The 16,644-nt window shown below is 62.5% G+C and carries 11 protein-coding genes; 8 read left to right on the top strand and 3 right to left on the bottom strand.

Translation table 11 applies throughout. The features are described 5' to 3' along the window. Positions 1-19: 19 nt before the first annotated feature. The 7 genes from HS101_11475 (at position 20) to HS101_11445 (ending at position 11,645) form a co-directional block, all read left to right on the top strand. Entirely contained in the window at positions 20-1,642 is a 1,623-nt protein-coding gene (locus HS101_11475) for a hypothetical protein (GenBank protein MBE7506886.1), read from the top strand. A 29-nt stretch (positions 1,643-1,671) separates the two neighbouring features. Then, positions 1,672-4,596, top strand: a complete 2,925-nt coding sequence (locus HS101_11470) for a protein kinase (protein MBE7506885.1) — start codon at positions 1,672-1,674, stop codon at positions 4,594-4,596. 163 nt (positions 4,597-4,759) lie between these two features. Continuing rightward, entirely contained in the window at positions 4,760-5,662 is a 903-nt protein-coding gene (locus tag HS101_11465; protein MBE7506884.1) for a sigma-70 family RNA polymerase sigma factor, read from the top strand. Positions 5,663-6,221: 559 nt separating this feature from the next. After that, positions 6,222-8,579 carry a hypothetical protein gene (locus HS101_11460; GenBank protein MBE7506883.1) on the top strand — a complete coding sequence of 786 codons (2,358 nt, stop codon included), beginning with the start codon at positions 6,222-6,224 and terminating at the stop codon, positions 8,577-8,579. A gap of 61 nt (positions 8,580-8,640) precedes the next feature. After that, positions 8,641-10,614, top strand: coding sequence for a signal peptide peptidase SppA (sppA, locus tag HS101_11455; GenBank protein ID MBE7506882.1), 1,974 nt, complete (start codon positions 8,641-8,643; stop codon positions 10,612-10,614). Between the two features lie 81 nt (positions 10,615-10,695). Beyond that, entirely contained in the window at positions 10,696-11,067 is a 372-nt protein-coding gene (locus HS101_11450; GenBank protein MBE7506881.1) for a transposase, read from the top strand. After that, positions 11,064-11,645 carry an IS630 family transposase gene (locus HS101_11445; GenBank protein ID MBE7506880.1) on the top strand — a complete coding sequence of 194 codons (582 nt, stop codon included), beginning with the start codon at positions 11,064-11,066 and terminating at the stop codon, positions 11,643-11,645. The genes HS101_11450 and HS101_11445 overlap by 4 nt, the downstream gene beginning before the upstream one ends. Before the next feature lie 261 nt (positions 11,646-11,906). On the opposite strand, the gene HS101_11440 is transcribed toward HS101_11445, so the two are convergent. Then, positions 11,907-12,524 carry a 4Fe-4S dicluster domain-containing protein gene (locus HS101_11440; protein ID MBE7506879.1) on the bottom strand — a complete coding sequence of 206 codons (618 nt, stop codon included), beginning with the start codon at positions 12,522-12,524 and terminating at the stop codon, positions 11,907-11,909. A gap of 142 nt (positions 12,525-12,666) precedes the next feature. On the opposite strand from HS101_11440, the gene HS101_11435 reads away from it, so the two are divergent. Then, the gene (locus tag HS101_11435) at positions 12,667-13,176 is read left to right on the top strand and encodes a transcriptional repressor (protein MBE7506878.1); all 510 of its coding nucleotides are present in this window, start codon (positions 12,667-12,669) and stop codon (positions 13,174-13,176) included. Positions 13,177-13,336: 160 nt separating this feature from the next. Here HS101_11435 and HS101_11430 read toward each other — a convergent pair whose 3' ends face one another. Beyond that, positions 13,337-14,125, bottom strand: a complete 789-nt coding sequence (locus HS101_11430; protein ID MBE7506877.1) for a PEP-CTERM sorting domain-containing protein — start codon at positions 14,123-14,125, stop codon at positions 13,337-13,339. A 698-nt stretch (positions 14,126-14,823) separates the two neighbouring features. Next, complete coding sequence (locus HS101_11425; GenBank protein ID MBE7506876.1) at positions 14,824-16,497, bottom strand: hypothetical protein; 1,674 nt, start codon at positions 16,495-16,497, stop codon at positions 14,824-14,826. Positions 16,498-16,644 lie beyond the last annotated feature (147 nt).

Genomic DNA, 16,644 nt, shown 5'->3' with positions numbered 1-16,644 from the left:
GAGTCGCGGGAGTGGACCGATGTTTGGAAGATCATCACCAGCCCATCTGAAAAGCGCCGAGGACGCCCTTTCCCAGGGCCGGCTCGACGACGCCTGCCAGCTCGTTTCGGTCCACCAGCTTCAACGGGACAAGAAGGCCTCCCAGCTCCTCGGGCGACTCGCCGAGGCCCTCATGCTCCGCGGCCAGGACCGCCTCCTCGCCCGGAAGTTTGAAGACGCCCTCGCCGACTTCGACCGCGCCGGCGAATGTGGAATGGACGGCCGCAAGGTCGCCGAATGGCGCAATCGGGCCCTTGACGCCCGTGGCCATAACGCGGCCGTAGCCGATCGCCAGCAGGCCGTCATCAACGACGCGCGCCGTCACCTCGCCGCCGGCAGCATCGACGCCGCAGCCGATGCCCGGGCCCGCGCCCCCGTTGAGAACAGCGAGATCGGCGCCCTGTCGCAGGCGATTCACGGACAGGTCGAAAGAGCCGAGGCGGCGCTGGCCGCGGTCCGGCCCGCCCTCAAAGATGGAAACCTCTCAACAGCCGTCCAGCAGTTTCGCACTGCCCGCGCCTTGCACGCCAATCTCCCCGGCCTCGCCGACGCGGAATCGATGATCCTCGACCGCGTCATCGACGAAGCAACAAAGGAATACCAGGCCGGTCGCCTGCGTCGCGCCCGACAACGCATCGCTGAACTCGCCGACCTCGGCCGATCGCGCAGCGACCGCATCGACCTGGACGAAGCCCTCAGGCTTGTCGAGGCAGCCGCCAGGGCATTGGCAGACGATCACTTCACCAAAGCAGGCGTCCTCATGGGAAGATTGACCCGCGTCGGTCCCCGGGCCGACTGGCTGGCCGACGTCCGCGACCGGCTCGACGCTCTCACCGAACATCGCAAGGCGCTGCTCGAAGGTCCGCTGGGACTGCTCTCCGAAAACAACGTCCCGGCCAACGTCATGACACAGGCCGGCGTCTCCGACGACACCGTCTCGCGGCCCGTCACGCCGGCGAGGAAAGGCCCGCCGCCGATTCCTTCAGAGCCTGATTCACCTTTATGCGGCGTTCTTCCCAGTCGCATCGTCTTTCGAATCGACGGCGTCGGCAGCTTTCTCCTTCTCCGAGGCGATCGCATCGCAGTCGGACGCGCCGGCTCGGGACATGCCGACCTCGAACTCATCAGCGACTTGTCCGACCGCCACGCCGAACTCATCCGCGCCGGCGAAGACTACTTCATCGTCTCATCCAAGGGCGTCGAGCTCGCCGGCAAAGCCGTCGAACATGCACTGCTCCAGGACGGAGATCGAATCCGCCTCGGCAGCCGCGTGCGCCTCACCTTTCGGCGGCCCAGCCTCAAGAGCATGGCCGCCGCCCTCGATCTCGGTGAAGGCGTCCGCACCAGCGGCGATTGCCGCCGCGTCATACTATGGAACGGCCCCATCCTCATGGGCAGCACCAAGGAGTGTCATATTCAACTGCGACCCAGTCTCGGCGGGTTCGTCCTCATGGAGCGCGCGGGCCAGATGATGGCCAAGCCCATGGGGCCGGACGGTGCGCCGGTCCACCTGCCGCTCGGTGTGTTGACGAACATTGGAGACTTGCGTCTGTCAGTATCCGGACTTGATCGCGCCGCCGGCGTCGGTCGGGTAATTGGTTAGTCTGAGTCGCTTGACGAAGGGCGAATGCGATGGCGTTTCAATTCAATCAAGGTGACCGGCCGCTGGATGGCTACACCATCCAGCGCGGCGTCGGCCGCGGAGGCTTCGGCGAGGTCTACTACGCCCTCAGCGACGGCGGCAAGGAAGTCGCCCTCAAGTACCTGCGCGAGAATCCCTCCGTCGAGCTGCGCGGCGTCGCCCACTGCCTCAACCTCAAGAGCCCCTACCTCGTCGGACTCCACGACGTCAAACAAAACGAGCACGGCGATCACTTCGTCATCATGGAATTCGTCACCGGGCCCTCGCTGCGCGACCTGATGAACGCCGAGGCCGCCGGACTCGGTGCGCAAAAGGCCGCATACTTCCTCCGCGAGATCGCCAAAGGCCTCGCCTATCTGCACGACCGCGGCATCGTCCACCGCGACCTGAAGCCGGGAAACATCTTCTACGAAGACGGCTACGTGAAGATCGGCGACTACGGTCTCGCCAAGCTGATGGCCACCAGCCAGCACAGCGGCCAGACCATGTCGGTCGGCACCGTTCACTACATGGCCCCCGAGGTCGGCAGCGGAAACTACGACCGCACCATCGACATCTACGCCCTCGGCGTCATGCTCTACGAGATGCTTCTCGGCCGGGTGCCGTTCGCCGGCGCGACCATGGGCGAAGTGCTCATGAAACACCTGACCGCCCAGCCCGAGGTGGACGAACTGCCCGAGCCGTTTCCCCATGTCATCCGCAAGGCACTGGCCAAGGATCCGAACGACCGCTACCAGACGGTCCAGGAAATGGTCTCGGAGATCTTCTCCGTCGCCTCGCTTGATCAGTCCGTCGCCTCGTTCGAGCCGGGCAGCCTGTCCACCGCCGCGGCAAAGGCCACGGCCGAGATGAATCTGCGCCGCGCCGCCGACTACCCCGGCGCAGCGACCCTCACAGGCGCCGGCAGCAGCAACGTCGGCCGAAACACACCGCCCGTCGCCATTCATCCGGCGCGAATGGGCCCGCCGGGAAGATTCGAACGCGTCCACAATCGCATCGGCCGCGGCATGGGCCGCATGGCCGGGCGCATCGATAACTCGACACTGGCGCTGCAACTCAACCAGGCGGGTCATGCCCCCGGCGGCCACGGCGCCCGCGCCGTCATCGCCATGATCCTGGCGGTCGGCATCTCCTTCGGCGTCAGCATCATCGCCGGAAACACGCCCCACAAGGGCCTGCTCGCCGGCGTCGTCTTCCTGAACATCGCCAGCATCGTGCAGGGCGTCCTGGTCGGAAGTTGGCTGAGCTATGAGAAATTGAAAGTCGCCGGCGTCTGGGTACCCCGTCTCCTCATCGCCGCCATCGCCGCGGTCGGACTCGTTGGAACGAGCGAACTGAGCAGCCACATCACGACCATGGTGAAAGATACGAACAAAGCCGGCGAGACGATCTATCGAACCGTCAGAATGCTCGGCCCGTCGGATTGGGCCGGCCCCCTCATCCTCTGCATGATCTTCGGCGACTGGGCGGGAAGACTCTTTGACGGTCGCCAAGGCAAGATGTCGCTCGGCTCGGCCTTCTCCATCGGCCTTGCCGGCTTCATCGCCGGCGGAATATTTCTCGACGGCCAGGCCTTCAAGACCGGCGTCATCGTCGCTGCCGCCTCCCTCGTCGTGCAGGCCATCGGCAGCCTCTGGCCCTTGAAACCCGGCGCCGTCGTTCCAAAGACGCGCAGCGACGACGACGAGGGGAATCAGCCCAGCTTTGACGAAGCACCCGATCCGATGGCCGTCGCAGTCGAGCCGCCCGGCTTCAGTCGGGGCGTGGCCCGTCGATCTGACAGTACGCCGCCGCCGCTTCCCGGTACGCAGTCGCCCGGTCCCGCGCCCGCCACGCTGGCGGCCGACAAAACCGAGACCGATCCGCGATTGCGACGGTCCAGCGCCGTCCGCGCCCTCTGGATGATGGGCTCCGCTTTCGCCCTCGTCAGCGGAATCATCCTCTACGCCACGCCCAACATGATGGATTCCACCATCATCTTTACTAGAGACAAGTTCGGTGCCGACCGCGAACTCGGCCTCTTCTCCATCTTCGGCACAACGGCCATGGCCGTGTTCCTCTTCATGTTCACGCGCTCCTGGTCGGGCTACAAACGCGGCCTTTGGAGAGGCGTCTTTCGACCCGCGATCTTCTTCGGCGGCGCCGCCGTCTCCGCCTGCTCCGGCATCACCATGGGCATGATGCACATCGACAATGAGTTCATGCCGCTGGCCTTGGCCGGCGTCCTGCTGGGCGCCATCGGCAGCCTCTTCGTCTGGTTTGTCCCTGTCGCACCCTACAAGCCTAAGTTCCTCGACGCAGAAGACGACGAAGTACAGAAGCGCGCTTACAAGTCCCAGCGCCTCAAGCGACTCGCCTACGGCGCCTTCGGCTCGGGCTGCGTCCTGATGGCGTTCTTCGCCGCCGTCCTCAGCGGCGGAGATGCCGAAAGCGTCATCCCGCCAGTCGCGATCATGACCATCCTTGCTTCAGTCGCACTCTGGACCAGCGGATACGCCGCCGGACGACCGAGGAAAAACAAGATGGAGAAAAAAAACAAGCTCGCCCTGCCCCTGCGCCGCGTCTTCGAAATTGATCCCAACGCCAGTCTTCCGCGACTCATCGAACGCCACATGAGCGTCTTCGGCTACAAGCTCGTCTCCAAGGGCGAACTGCTCTGGTCCTTCGAGCGCGGCACCTGGCCGGCCCAGTTCTACAGCTCCGACATCCGCCAGTGGAAGGTCAAGTTCAACGTCGCCGCATACGAACTCGACACCGGCGGCTACCGCATCACCTGCTTCCTCGACATGGACGCCAGCTTCAACGAACCCGTCCAGAAGCAGCTCCACGCGCTAAACGAGGAAATCGGCGATCTCTGCGGTCTGCTCAGCGGCCGCGAAGTACCCTCCGGCGGTCCGGTCGTCGGCGTCGCGTGAGGTTGGCCCCGCTGACTTCGTTATTCAATCCATCCATGACGCCGGGCCCCGCGGATGCTCCACGGCTGACACAAGTCCGTGAACCGGTATACTGGGGCTCTTTGGCAACGCCGATCGGCCGCGCCATGTGGATTCGTTCCCTTTTCAGGGAAGGTGGGAGTTTTTGGTTCAGGCCAACGATGCCGACCATTTCCTGGTCGAAGCGGTACGCAAAGGTGACGAGCGGGCATGGCAGCAGCTCATCGACCGCTACCAGGGCCGCCTGCTGGCCTTCGCCCGCACGCGCCTCCGCGAAGTCGGCGAGGCCGAAGATGCCGTCCAGGAGACGCTGCTCGGCTTCGTCACCAGTCTCAAGCACTACGACGCCTCTCGCTCCCTCGAAACTTACCTCTTCGCCATTCTCCGCTACAAGATCGGTGAGATCCTCACCCGCAAGCAGCGCCGCTCGGAATACACCGCCGGCTTCGACATCGACGATGATTCGCCCGGCATGATCGAATCCGAAGACTCCGAAACACCCAGCAGCGTCGCCGCCGGCCGCGAACGCGCCGCCCGTCAGGCCGACGTCCTGGCCACCATCCTGCGCCGTTTGATCGAGGAGCTGCGCGACCGCGGCAAGCTCGAAGACTTGCAGGTCATCGAGTCCATCTTCTACGTCGGCCTGCGCAACAAAGAGGTCGCCGAGTTACTCGGCCGCGACGAAAAGGCCATCGCCGGTGTCAAGTTCAGGGCACTCGGCAGATTGCAGGAGTTCCTCGCAGAACTCGATGCCGACGATCGCGGCCTGCTCGACGACGCCCAGCTCTCCGGCGAAGAGACCATCGCCAAAGTCTGGCGGCAGCGCCGGCTCTCCTGCCTCAAACGCGGGACCATCGGCTCGCACTTGCTCGGCGTCCTCGAAGAGCCCTGGCAGTCATATACCCGGTTTCACCTCGACACGGTGCGATGCCTGATGTGTCGCGCCAATCTCGACGACCTGTCCACCGAGAGCGGTCCGGCAAGCCGACCCGAACTCGCCGAGCAATTCTTCCAGACCAGCGTCGGCTTCCTCTCCCGGGCACAATAACACCCGGTATGCCGAGCCGCTCATCCGTCGCAGGTGTACAAATCGTTCGTGGCCCCGTGCCGGCGACGGTAGTAGTTGACTTGGTTGGTCGACAGCCCGGCGAATGACCCGATCTCCACCATCGGGCTCCCGGGTCGAGGCCACGTCGGGTATCGGGAACCGGGGTGAAATGATTGACCAATAAAAGGTCGGGTAACGTGCGTCAGGGTCCGCAATCGTGAACATCCGGCGGCGATGAATCGTCGGGCCTTCCGAAGGACCGCAAAGAGTCGGCCCTCGAAGGCTGCCGGATTTCGTACTTACAAGTGAACGCGTGAACGCGCGACCGCCGGAGCGTTCTGATAACCGACGCCTCGCCGATTGGGGGCGACGGTTTCTAAACCCAGCGATGCTCTTTAGACGGCCCCAAATGGCCGAAGAGAGTGATGAATCGGGCGATTTCCCGCGAATGCAGTCGTGTCCCTGTTGATATCTGATATGATATGACGGCCCTTTCGGGCACGACAAGGGCAACCGATCGACGCTTGTCTCGGGGATTCGATCTGGTGGAGGGTCGCCGATGTCCATTTTGTCCCGGCGGTTTTTGATTCTTCTCATCTTCGTGTTCGTCATCGCCGGTCCAATTGGATTCGGCGGGCATGACGCGATGGCGGCTCGCCCAGTTCTCACCACGCACATGAGCAGCCCGGTTCACTCACCGCCCGATGATGCGGACGACGCCGACGATTCGGACGATGCGAACAATTCGGACGAGGCCGACGACGAAGCCGCGGACGAACCCGAAGAATCAACCGCCGAGGAATCGGACACCGAAGCGAAGTCTCAAGCCGACGACGACGATCGCGACCACGAATCCGAAAAGCCGTCCTCCGACGAGCAGGATGAGAAGCCTTCAAAAAAGAAGCTCGCCACGACAAGCCCCGCGGATAAGAAAGACAAGGGCAAGTCAAAGGCCAAGGACAAGGAAGAAGACAAGTCCAACGTCCCCCAGGTCGAGGTGTTCATTCCTTCCGTGACGAGCCTGGTCGAAGGGGCAAAATCATCCCGCACCGGCACGCTCGTCAAGGCCTTCTCCGGAATGCTGCCGCGAACCGAAAAGGAGTCGGACGACGACTTTGATTTTGAATCGGTGCTCAGCCTGCTCTCGCGCGTCGCCGACTGGCCCGATACCGCCATCGGCGTGATGACCTTCACCATGGATCGCGACGGCCGCCCGCGATGGGCCGTGAAGCTCGACTGGACCCTGGAAGACACCTGCGACCGCCTCCGTGAAATGCTCGAGGATGAAAAGGCGAAAAAGCTCCTCTCGGAAATCTCCCTCAACAAGCAGGACGACGGAACCTACAAGCTCGAAACGCCCGACGTGATCCTCGCGGTCGTCAAGTCCGCCGAGCGCGGCAGCCTGATCGTCTCCGATGCCAAGCTGGAGACGCCCTCAAAACTGTTCGGCGAAAAGCTCGACAAGTCCGGCAACAGGCGCCCCCCCACCAAAAGCAGCATGCTCGTCTATTGCCGCCTCAACATGGACGCCGGCAAGGAAGACGAAAAGAGCCAGTCCCTTCTCGCCGGCTTCTCCATGGTCAGCGACATCCGCTACGGCGGAAAACTCACCGACGACGGTCAGTGGAGCGAGCGATTCAACGTGCGCTGGAACCCCCTCCTGGGCCTCGGTATCAAGCAGATTCTCAAAAAGACGAACGCATCCTTCACATTCCCGAAAAACGCCTACCTGGCCGGGGCCGTTCACGTCGCCATGGCCGACGGCCTCGCCGATACCATCGCCGGCCTCGAAAACGGAACCATCGGCAGCCGAGCCGATGGTGAAATGGCCTTCGCCGCCTTACCGGGTACCGGCTTCTTCCCCATCCCCGATGTCTATTATCAGTTCTACGCACGTCGCACCGAGCGAATCAGAGACGACATCCGCGAAGCCATCGAAGACGACACCAAAGATCGCAAAGAAGACGACCGCCCCCCCGCATGGCACGAAGACAAGATCGGCGATGACGTGTACTTCTGGAAAGACAGCGCCGCCGATGGCGGAGGCGGCTTTTCCCTGGCGACCTTCCGAACCGTCGTCTTCTTTGAATCCCCGCAGGATGAAGACGACCGCCACCGCCTGATCATCGCCGAAACGTCGACCCAGCCCGAGGACGCCATCAAGAGGTGGCAGTCGCTGCGCCGCAAGTCGAAGGACAACATCCAGATTCCCGACTCGAAAAACGCCCACTGGCAACTCGTCATCAACTGGCGCAAGGTCTACGAATGGGTCCAGCCGTATATCACCGTTCTCGCGGCGACGGTCCAGGTCACTGAGTCCGCCCCCACCGCCGAAAAACTGGGCGACGCACTTTGCGACTCCACCATCAACGTCAAAATCGAGTACGCCGGCCTCGACGTCCGCCATACCGGCCCGATTCCCATCGGCGCCGCCTACGTCCCCGGCGTCACCATCGCATCGCTGTCCGCCACGGCCAGCTACACCTCGGAAGCCGCGCGCGAGCAGTCCGCCTGCCGCAACCTGCGCGTCCTCTATCATCACGCCAAACTATTCAAGAAAGATTACGGACGCTGGCCCGCCACCGTCGCCGAGCTCGACGGCTACGTGGATTTCTCGTCCCATCCCAACCTGTTGACGCTCCGCCCCAAAGACAGCGGAATCGTCGCCGGCATTGTCTCCGTCTTCACCACCAGCAAGAAAGAAACCCGGGATATCACCGACGACGACGATGAAATCGACGACGACCTCTACGAAATCGACTGGGCCGAGACCGAGTGGAAACTCAAGTTCCGCCCCGATGAATTCGTCGAATACGCGACGATCTACATCGACCAGGACGGAAAGATTCACCGCGTCGCCAAAGATGGTGACGCCGATCGCGAAGAGAAAAACGAGGATGAACTGGCGGTTCGATGATTCACCGGCCGCCGACGATGAAGGTAGCACGAAGCGTGTTTCAGGATAGAGGAGTGTGGTCATGCGACGAAATCTAATGGCATCTTTTGCGGCACTGTTTGCACTTTCCGTGGTCGGCATGTTCCCCCCGCAGGCTCGGGCCTGGGATCGCGGCGGCGACGACAAGGACAAGAAGTCGTCCAAGGCCGAGTCGAAGAAGACGTCCGACGACGACGATGCGGACGATGCAACCGACTCCGCCGACAAGAAGAAGCCCAGGAAGGAAAAGAAAAGCCCCATCAAGAAGCTGATCGAGGTCAAGATCGATCAGAACCTCATCGCCGCGAAAATGCTCAACATCCCCCTGCCCGGCAAGACCCGCACCGTGCGCGAGCTCGCCGATCAGTTTGACAAGTGGCGCGACGACGACGAAGTCGGCGCCGTCCTTCTCAATCTCGACGGCGTCAACCTCGCCCTGCCCGACGTCGAGGAGCTGCGCGCCGCCGTCAGCCGCATGCGCAGCGAGGGCAAGAAGGTCATCGCCTATCTAAGCGGCGGCGATCCCATGAGCTACCTCCTCGCCTGCGAAGCCGATGAGATCGGCGCCGCCCCCACCGGCTCGCTGGCCATCCCCGGCCTCGGCCGCGTCTTCGGTTTCATGCGCGGCTACTACCAGATGATGGGCGTCGAATACGACGTCATCACCGCCGGTCGCTTCAAGTACCCCGGCTTCATGAACCAGCGCGAACCGAACAAGTATTTCAAACAGGAATTCGGCGAGATCCTCGACGGTTGGTACGGCGACTATGTCAACATCATCGCCGAAGGCCGCAAGATGGAGCCCCAAAAGGTGAAGGACGCCATCGACATCGCCCTCTTCAACGCCGAAGAGGCCAAAAATCGCGGCCTCGTTGACACCATCGCCTACTACGACGATTTCGCCGAGCGCGTCGCCAAGAAGCTCAAGTTCAAGAAGGTCGCCGAATACGACTCAGTCTTCTCAAACGTCACCTCGCTTCAGGACCTGCTCAGCGCCTGGGGCAAGGAAATCGAAAAGGCCCAGGAGAAGTACAAGGAAGTCGGCCCCAAGATCGCCGTCCTCAATGCCCGCGGACCCATCGTCGACATGAGCCTCGGCGCCGGCTACTCGTCGATGCTCATCATGCGCGACGACTTCGTCAAAACCATCGAGGAAATCCGCAAGAACAAGACCATCAAGGCCGTCGTCCTGCGAATCGACAGCCCCGGCGGCAGCGGCTACGCCTCCGACATCATCTGGAAGAAGCTCAAGCAGCTCGACGAGGAGAAGCCCCTCGTCGTCAGCATGGGCACCGTCGCAGGCTCCGGCGGTTACTACATCGCCTGCCCGGGCAGGTTGATCTACTCCGAGCCGACGACCATCACCGGCTCCATCGGCGTCCTGGCCATTCTCGCCAACCAGGCCTCGGCCCTCAATCGCAGTGACATCAACGTCCACGAGATGACCCGCGGCGCCCGCGCCCTCTTCGGCGCCGGCTTCCGCGGCATGCTGCCCGAAGATCGCGACTTCCTCCAGAAGTACATCCTCGACTTCTACGAAGTCTTTCTCGATCGCGTCGCCGACGGCCGCAAGATGCCCAAGAACGAAGTGCGCAAGCTCGCCGAGGGACGCATCTACACCGGCCGCCAGGCCCTGGAGGTCGGCCTCGTCGATCGCCTCGGCGGCCTCGACGATGCCATCACCGCGGCACGAGAATTCGCCAACATTCCGCCCAGCGCCGAGATCAAGCTCGTCGACTATCCGCGCCCGGCCACCTTCGGTGAATTCTTCGAGACCCTCGCCGGCGTCAACATGATGAGCCAGGTCGCGGCCATGGCCCAGACGCCTACGCCCATCATCAGCTTCGACAGCCAGGTGCGCTTCTTCGGCACGAGCACCGCCCCGCTCTGCTGGATGGCAATCCCCGACGCCGATCTCCTCTACGGACCGGCCGCCGCCCGAATGACCCCATTCGACCTGATGAGCGCCTTCGCCGCCCCGAAGCTGCCCCTGCCAATCAGCGGCCCGGCGCGATAGGTTAACCTAGAGCGGATTGCGCGTTCCTCTAGCGCCATAGTGCACTAGGGGTTAGGCTCATTGCCAAAGGAGTACTTTGGCATGGAAGCCTATTCGATGGATTTGCGCAGGCGGGTGCTGGCAGCGTGCGATGCCGGGCACGGGACTACTCCGGTTGCAAAGTCGTTCGATGTGTCGCCAGCCTGGGTTCGACGACTCAAGCAGCGGCGTCGCGAGTTGGGGACGATCGCGCCGCTTCCGCATCGCACGGGACCGATCCCCCGACTAAATGAATCTCGGAAAGAGCGACTCCGCAAGCTGGTGGAGGCGCAACCTGATGCGACGTTGGCGGAACTCCGCGACCGGCTGGGCCTGAAGATCACCCTGGGACATCTCTGCCGCTCGCTCCGCAAGATGAAGCTGTCGCTAAAAAAAAGTCGCTCTTCGCGGATGAGCAGAACCGCCCGGATGTGAGAATTCAGCGTGAACACTGGCGTCGGCAATTAGGAGGCCTCGATCCCGATCGCCTTGTATTCATTGACGAAAGTTCAGCGAAGACCAATCTGACGCGCCTGCGCGGCCGAGCGCTGCGCGGTCAGCGGGTCAAAGCCCACGCCCCTTATGGACGATGGCAAACCACGACCATGCTCTGCGGATTGCGCCTTCGCGGCGCCATTGCCCCGATGATCTTGTCCGGTGCCATCGACAGCGCCTCATTCACCGAATACGTCCGCCAGGTTCTGGCTCCGGCCCTGCAGCCCGGCGACATTGTGGTCATGGACAATCTGGCATCTCATCAGGCCGTCGGTGCACACGAAGCCATCGCTGCCGTCGGCGCGCACGTGGCATTCCTGCCCCCGTACTCGCCCGACTTCAACCCGATCGAGATGATGTGGTCAAAGGCCAAACAGATTCTGCGCACCGCGGCCGCCAGAAACTTTGAGGAACTATGCACCGGAATGGCAAAGGCCATCGCCGCGATCAGCCCCTCAGATGCATTGGGCTACTTCACGCACTGCGGAGTCGCTACAGAAAAGCGCAAAACGCTCTAGTCAGGTTCCATTAAGTTGCTCTTGGTGTGAATCGTCGCCGAACGATGGAACTAAGTTCTGCGCCCTGGGTGTTCTCAGGCTTTGACTCGTATGCCCCGGTAGGGGCACAGGAACGTAGCCACGGGCGCCAGCCCGTGGGATGGCGTGAGGCCGGATTCACTGAGCCCCGAATGGGGCGACGGAGCGCTGTCTGACGAAATTAACTCCCGGCGGAACAGTCCTCAAACGCAACATACTGATCGTAGTATCAACCGGCGTGCCTTAAACAGCATCAATCCGAATCGCCCGCATCGGCCTCGTCGGACAATACTGCTCGCAAACCCCGCACCCCGTGCACCCGCGACCCGTCGCCCCCGGATCGACAACGACGACCCGTCCCTCATCATCAATCCCAATCGCCGTCTCACCCAACGGGCAGCGCTCCACGCAAATCCGGCAATCCTCCCCCGCCGTTCGAACGCACACCTCGTAATCCACCACCGCCAGCCCCATCCGAATCTCAAACCGGTCCACCAGCTTCAACGCCCCGCTCGGGCACGCCTTCATGCACGCCAGCTCGTCGCAGATCACGCACGCCTGAACCGCTGGGTCGACCTGCGGCGTTCCGTTCAGCCGCTCGTCCGAAGACGCAATCGCCACGATCGAATTCGCCGGGCACGCATCCACGCATGACCCGCACCGAAAGCACGTCTCCAGAAAGTCCCGCTCCTCAATCGCCCCCGGCGGTCGAAGCATCCGCTCGCCCGCATACGGCAAGATCGGCAGCTTCTTCTCAATGAATCCCGCCACCGGCCTCAGCAGCCGGGAAAGCCCCGCCCGGAAGAACCGCCGCCGGTCATGTGGATCCATCTCGTTCAATTGTTCGTCCTGTTCGGCCATCAGTCGAATTGTAGGCCCCCTCGCCCCGCGTCCCAAGCAGGCCGGTCAACTTGGACATTCTCCACCGCGCGCGATAGATTGACGCAGGGCGTCAGCATGCCCGCTGCAAACGTCCTCCCTCAAGCACGAAAAGAGCCCGATCATGGCCCGAGCCGTCAGCGACAACGTCATAGAGACCGCCGAGCACGTCTTCCGCGAATACCTCCGCGACCGCGGCCTCAAGTACACCGTCGAGCGCCGCGACATCCTCCGCGCCGTCATGAAGACCGACGAGCATTTCGAGGCCGAGCAACTCCTCCTCGACATGCGCCAGACCGGCCCCCGCGTCGGCAAGGCGACCATCTACCGCTCCCTCAAGCTCCTCGTCGCCTGCGGAATCGTCAAAGAGGTGCATTTCTCAAACAAGCAGGTCCACTACGAGCACACCTACGGCCAGGACCCGCACGACCACATGGTCTGCCGCCGCTGCGGCCGCATCATCGAGTTCGACGCCGCCGAGGTCACCCGCCTGCGAACCCTCATCGCCGCCGCCCACAAGTTCCACTCCCTCTCGCACCGCTTCGCCATCATGGGCCTCTGCGAAGCCTGCGTGAAGGCCTGCCCCATCGGCATGAGGGCCGCCGCCGCCCGCGGTCGGAGCCGCAAGCCCTGATCGATTCTCCCCCGCCGGCGCTCGCCGTGATCAGCACGTCCTCCGCCAGGCGCCGACTCATTCATTGGCGATCACAAAAAAAAAAGAGACGTCGCGCGGGGCGACGTCTCTCCTGTTTGACGCACGATATAACGATTGCGAGCGAGCAGCTAAACCAATCCTATCGGCGTCGCCGGATGAGTGCGAGTGCCCCAACGGCCAGCAGGCTGATGCTCGAAGGCTCCGGCACAAGCCGCCAGCCGTGGTTGGCATTCAGCGGAGCGTACGGTGACGTTCGAACCGATCCAACCGGATTCTGGACATTGCCGACGCTGGCGGCCGTTGTCAGGAAGTCTTTGTCCAGACTCGTGCCCTGTGTCGGCGGATCGAAGAGACCCATTCCCAGGTTGTTATACAAAGCAGCCGTGGCCCCGGCCGCGCCGGAGTTGTCAAAGGTGATGCCCGCCCAAAGCCTGCCGTTCGCGGGGATGGTCATGAACGGATTCACATTGTCGAAGAAGAAGCAAGATACGCCCACCGGAATGGCCGTGGCCGTAAAGCTGAATCCCGTCGTGTAAGTACCAGGCCCCGCGCCAATGTCGTCCTGGTGAAAGCGAACCCGCATCCGCGCCGTCGTCGCACTCGCGTTGAAGTTCGCGACGCACCAGTCAAACCGAGTAATCCCCACGCCCGCGTATGCCAGACCGGGATTCAAATCGTCCGCGAGATATCGCGTCGTCAGCAGGCCCGACACCGTGGCCGCGCCGCCGTTCGCCACACCCGACCCCGAAAAAGTATCGATGTTGGAGTACGGATCGCCCGCTGCACGTGGGCTCCCCGTGCTCGTCGCGCCAAACTCAAAATGCCGCGTCATCGTCGGCTCGCCGGCATCGATGATGAGGTCAGCCATCGCCGGCGCCGAAACCGCCAGCAGTGACAGAACCATCGCGTTCAAGATGAAACGATTCATTTCCCTACTCCATGACTGAGCGCTGTTGCTTCCATTTCCGGGACGCTCCCACGCAGCAGCATCCGGCGGAAAAAGTTCCTGCTCCACGGAGTATCTGACAGCAAACGCACCGTCGGACACAAGCGTTTTCGAGCTTTTACCTGAGATTCACCCGATCGGGTGACTGTTCGAGATTTGCGCTAAAACCGGCGGGAAGGTCCTATTTCGGCCAGACTTGAACCATGAGCGGCGGATGCGTGGGTAATCGCGTGTCAAACGACCGGATTCGCACGGTCACCAGCGAATGGGACCTGCCGCGCCGCCTAACACAACGCCGCATAGGTAAACAGCGTCAGCACAAAGATCTTCGCTCGCTTGCGAAACTCGTTTGTCAAGAAATCGGCTGCGGCAATCATCATCGGACTCCCCTCCCTCTCACGATTCTACCCCGTCCGGGTCACGGTCGGTGCCTCTCTCCGGAAGTTCTGATGGGCAGGAGGAGTGCCGGACCGCAGACCCCGAAAGCAACCGGCTCAAATCGCGAAGGACTGAAGTGCCGGCTGCTTTTTCTCGGTCCCGAGGCAATTAGGGAGACCTTGCGGATTACAACGACGCGTCCCCGATGGACATCGCGCGCGTCGTCCAGTCAAAAAAGACGTGGCATTAAGACATCACTCGCGACGACCGCGCCGCCGCTGGCCCGACAAGACATTGGCAGGTCACTGCCCCGGCACGCACAGACAGCTCGAAGCGATCTTCACATCCGCCCGCGCCCACGCCTTCTCAAATCGCTTCTGCGCCTCATCCGCCTCCGCCGTCTTGCCCTGCCCGCCGAGGCTCTTCGCCAATCCCAACAGCGACCACGGATTCTCCGGCCAGTTCCTCAGGTCCTGCCGATAAACCGCTTCCGCCTCGGCAAACCGCTTCTCATGCACCAGCACCGCGCCCAGCGTGTGACGAATCGACTGAATCCACTCCGGCGGCTCCATGTACAGAAGCGTGTCCTCAATCTCGATGCCCTGCCGCAACGTCGACACCGACTCTTCAATCTTCCCCTCGTGAAAAGCGATCTCCCCCTCCAGCATATGCTCCGCAACCGCCAGCACCTTGTGCGCCGGGTTGATCATCAACACCCGGTCCTCAGGCACGCGCTTCACCGCCTCACGGAACTTCCCCTGCTCCTGCCGCGCCGTACCCGTATCCCCCTTCGCCGCATACGCGATCCCGCGCGAAAAATAGTGCATCGCCACCGTCACCGGCAATCTCGCGTCCGGTTCAGGCAATTTCAAAATCGCATCCCATTCGCCAAACCGCTTGTGAACGTCGTGCACGATCATCATGAACGGATCGATGAATTGCGGCTGCTCATTCAGAAATTCCGGCGGCACGCCCGCGATCATCTCCTTCGCCGCCGCCAGCGCCGCGTTTCGCCGTCCCTCCATCATCGATGAAAACGCCAGAAAGTGATGATTGTGCGCCATGTATACGCTGTTAAAGCCCTGCTTCGGCGAAACCTTGCGATACGCTATGTCCGCCTTGATCGCCGCCACATTCTGATCCGACGCCATCGCCCAACGGCCCGTCTGAACATCGATGTGCGACGGCATGTGCACCAGATGCCCCGAGATCGGCACGCCCCTGCGCAGCACGTCCGCCGCCGCATTCGCCCGCTCCGGCCCCGGCGATGCCTCCACCGCGTGAATGTAAAGATGACACGCCCCCGGATGCTTGGAGTCGCGCTCCATCACGCCCTCCAGCACCGCCAGTATCTCGTTCGTCCGTCCCTTCGCAGCGCCGTCCGCCGCCCAAAGGTCCCACGGCTGCAAATCCATCAGCGACTCGGCATACAAACATGCGATGTCGGTGTCCTCCTTGTTGGACGCATAAACCTCCTCCATCGCCGCCGCATACGCCTCATCCAGCTCCCTCCGATCTTCCGGCGCCTCCTTCGCATACCGCTTGGTCAGCGCCCCGATCAGCGCCGCCTCCGTCTCACTCGCATGCCCGATCAGCGCCGTCGCCTTCTCAATCGCCTCCCACGCCGCCTTCGACTGCTCCGGCGTCATCACCGGATTGTTGATGTGCGGCCCGTTGCACAGCGCGATCCCCCAGTACGCCATCGCGCATTTCGGATCGAGTCGCGCCGCCTCGCGAAACGACTTGATCGCCTCGTCGTGATTGAACGCGTACGCCCAGGTCAGCCCCTGATCGAAATACTTCTGCGCCAGTTCCACATCCGTCGACACGATGCGCCCATGACTGCCCATTCCGCTAAACAGCGGCGTCTGCGATTCCGACGTCGGATACGTCGCCGTCGGCCGCCCGCACCCCGTCATCAGCACCGCGACACTCAATATGGATACATAGTGGCGAATTGCCCGCTCTTGATTCATGGCTGACTCCTTCCTAAATGCGCTGGTCCAGATGCCCGCAATTATATGCGCCCACCGCCGTCCTGCGACAATAAGCCGATCAGATTCGCACCCCCCGGGTAGCATGAGCCTCCGGCTCGTGCGTATTCACCCCAAATCCAAATCGCC

The organism is Planctomycetia bacterium (assembly GCA_015075745.1).
In the GTDB taxonomy this organism is placed as follows: domain Bacteria; phylum Planctomycetota; class Phycisphaerae; order UBA1845; family UTPLA1; genus UTPLA1.
Note: the sequence above shows the minus strand (reverse complement) of the source record. Positions and strands in the feature narration are given on the sequence as shown.

Excerpts from the sequence above, each read along its gene's own strand:
- sppA (MBE7506882.1), top strand. The coding sequence starts at position 8,641 with ATGCGACGAAATCTAATGGCATCTTTTGCGGCACTGTTTGCACTTTCC.
- HS101_11440 (MBE7506879.1), bottom strand. The coding sequence starts at position 12,524 with ATGGCCGAACAGGACGAACAATTGAACGAGATGGATCCACATGACCGG.
- HS101_11450 (MBE7506881.1), top strand. The coding sequence starts at position 10,696 with ATGGAAGCCTATTCGATGGATTTGCGCAGGCGGGTGCTGGCAGCGTGC.
- HS101_11435 (MBE7506878.1), top strand. The coding sequence starts at position 12,667 with ATGGCCCGAGCCGTCAGCGACAACGTCATAGAGACCGCCGAGCACGTC.
- HS101_11460 (MBE7506883.1), top strand. The coding sequence starts at position 6,222 with ATGTCCATTTTGTCCCGGCGGTTTTTGATTCTTCTCATCTTCGTGTTC.
- HS101_11425 (MBE7506876.1), bottom strand. The coding sequence starts at position 16,497 with ATGAATCAAGAGCGGGCAATTCGCCACTATGTATCCATATTGAGTGTC.
- HS101_11475 (MBE7506886.1), top strand. The coding sequence starts at position 20 with ATGTTTGGAAGATCATCACCAGCCCATCTGAAAAGCGCCGAGGACGCC.
- HS101_11470 (MBE7506885.1), top strand. The coding sequence starts at position 1,672 with ATGGCGTTTCAATTCAATCAAGGTGACCGGCCGCTGGATGGCTACACC.
- HS101_11430 (MBE7506877.1), bottom strand. The coding sequence starts at position 14,125 with ATGAATCGTTTCATCTTGAACGCGATGGTTCTGTCACTGCTGGCGGTT.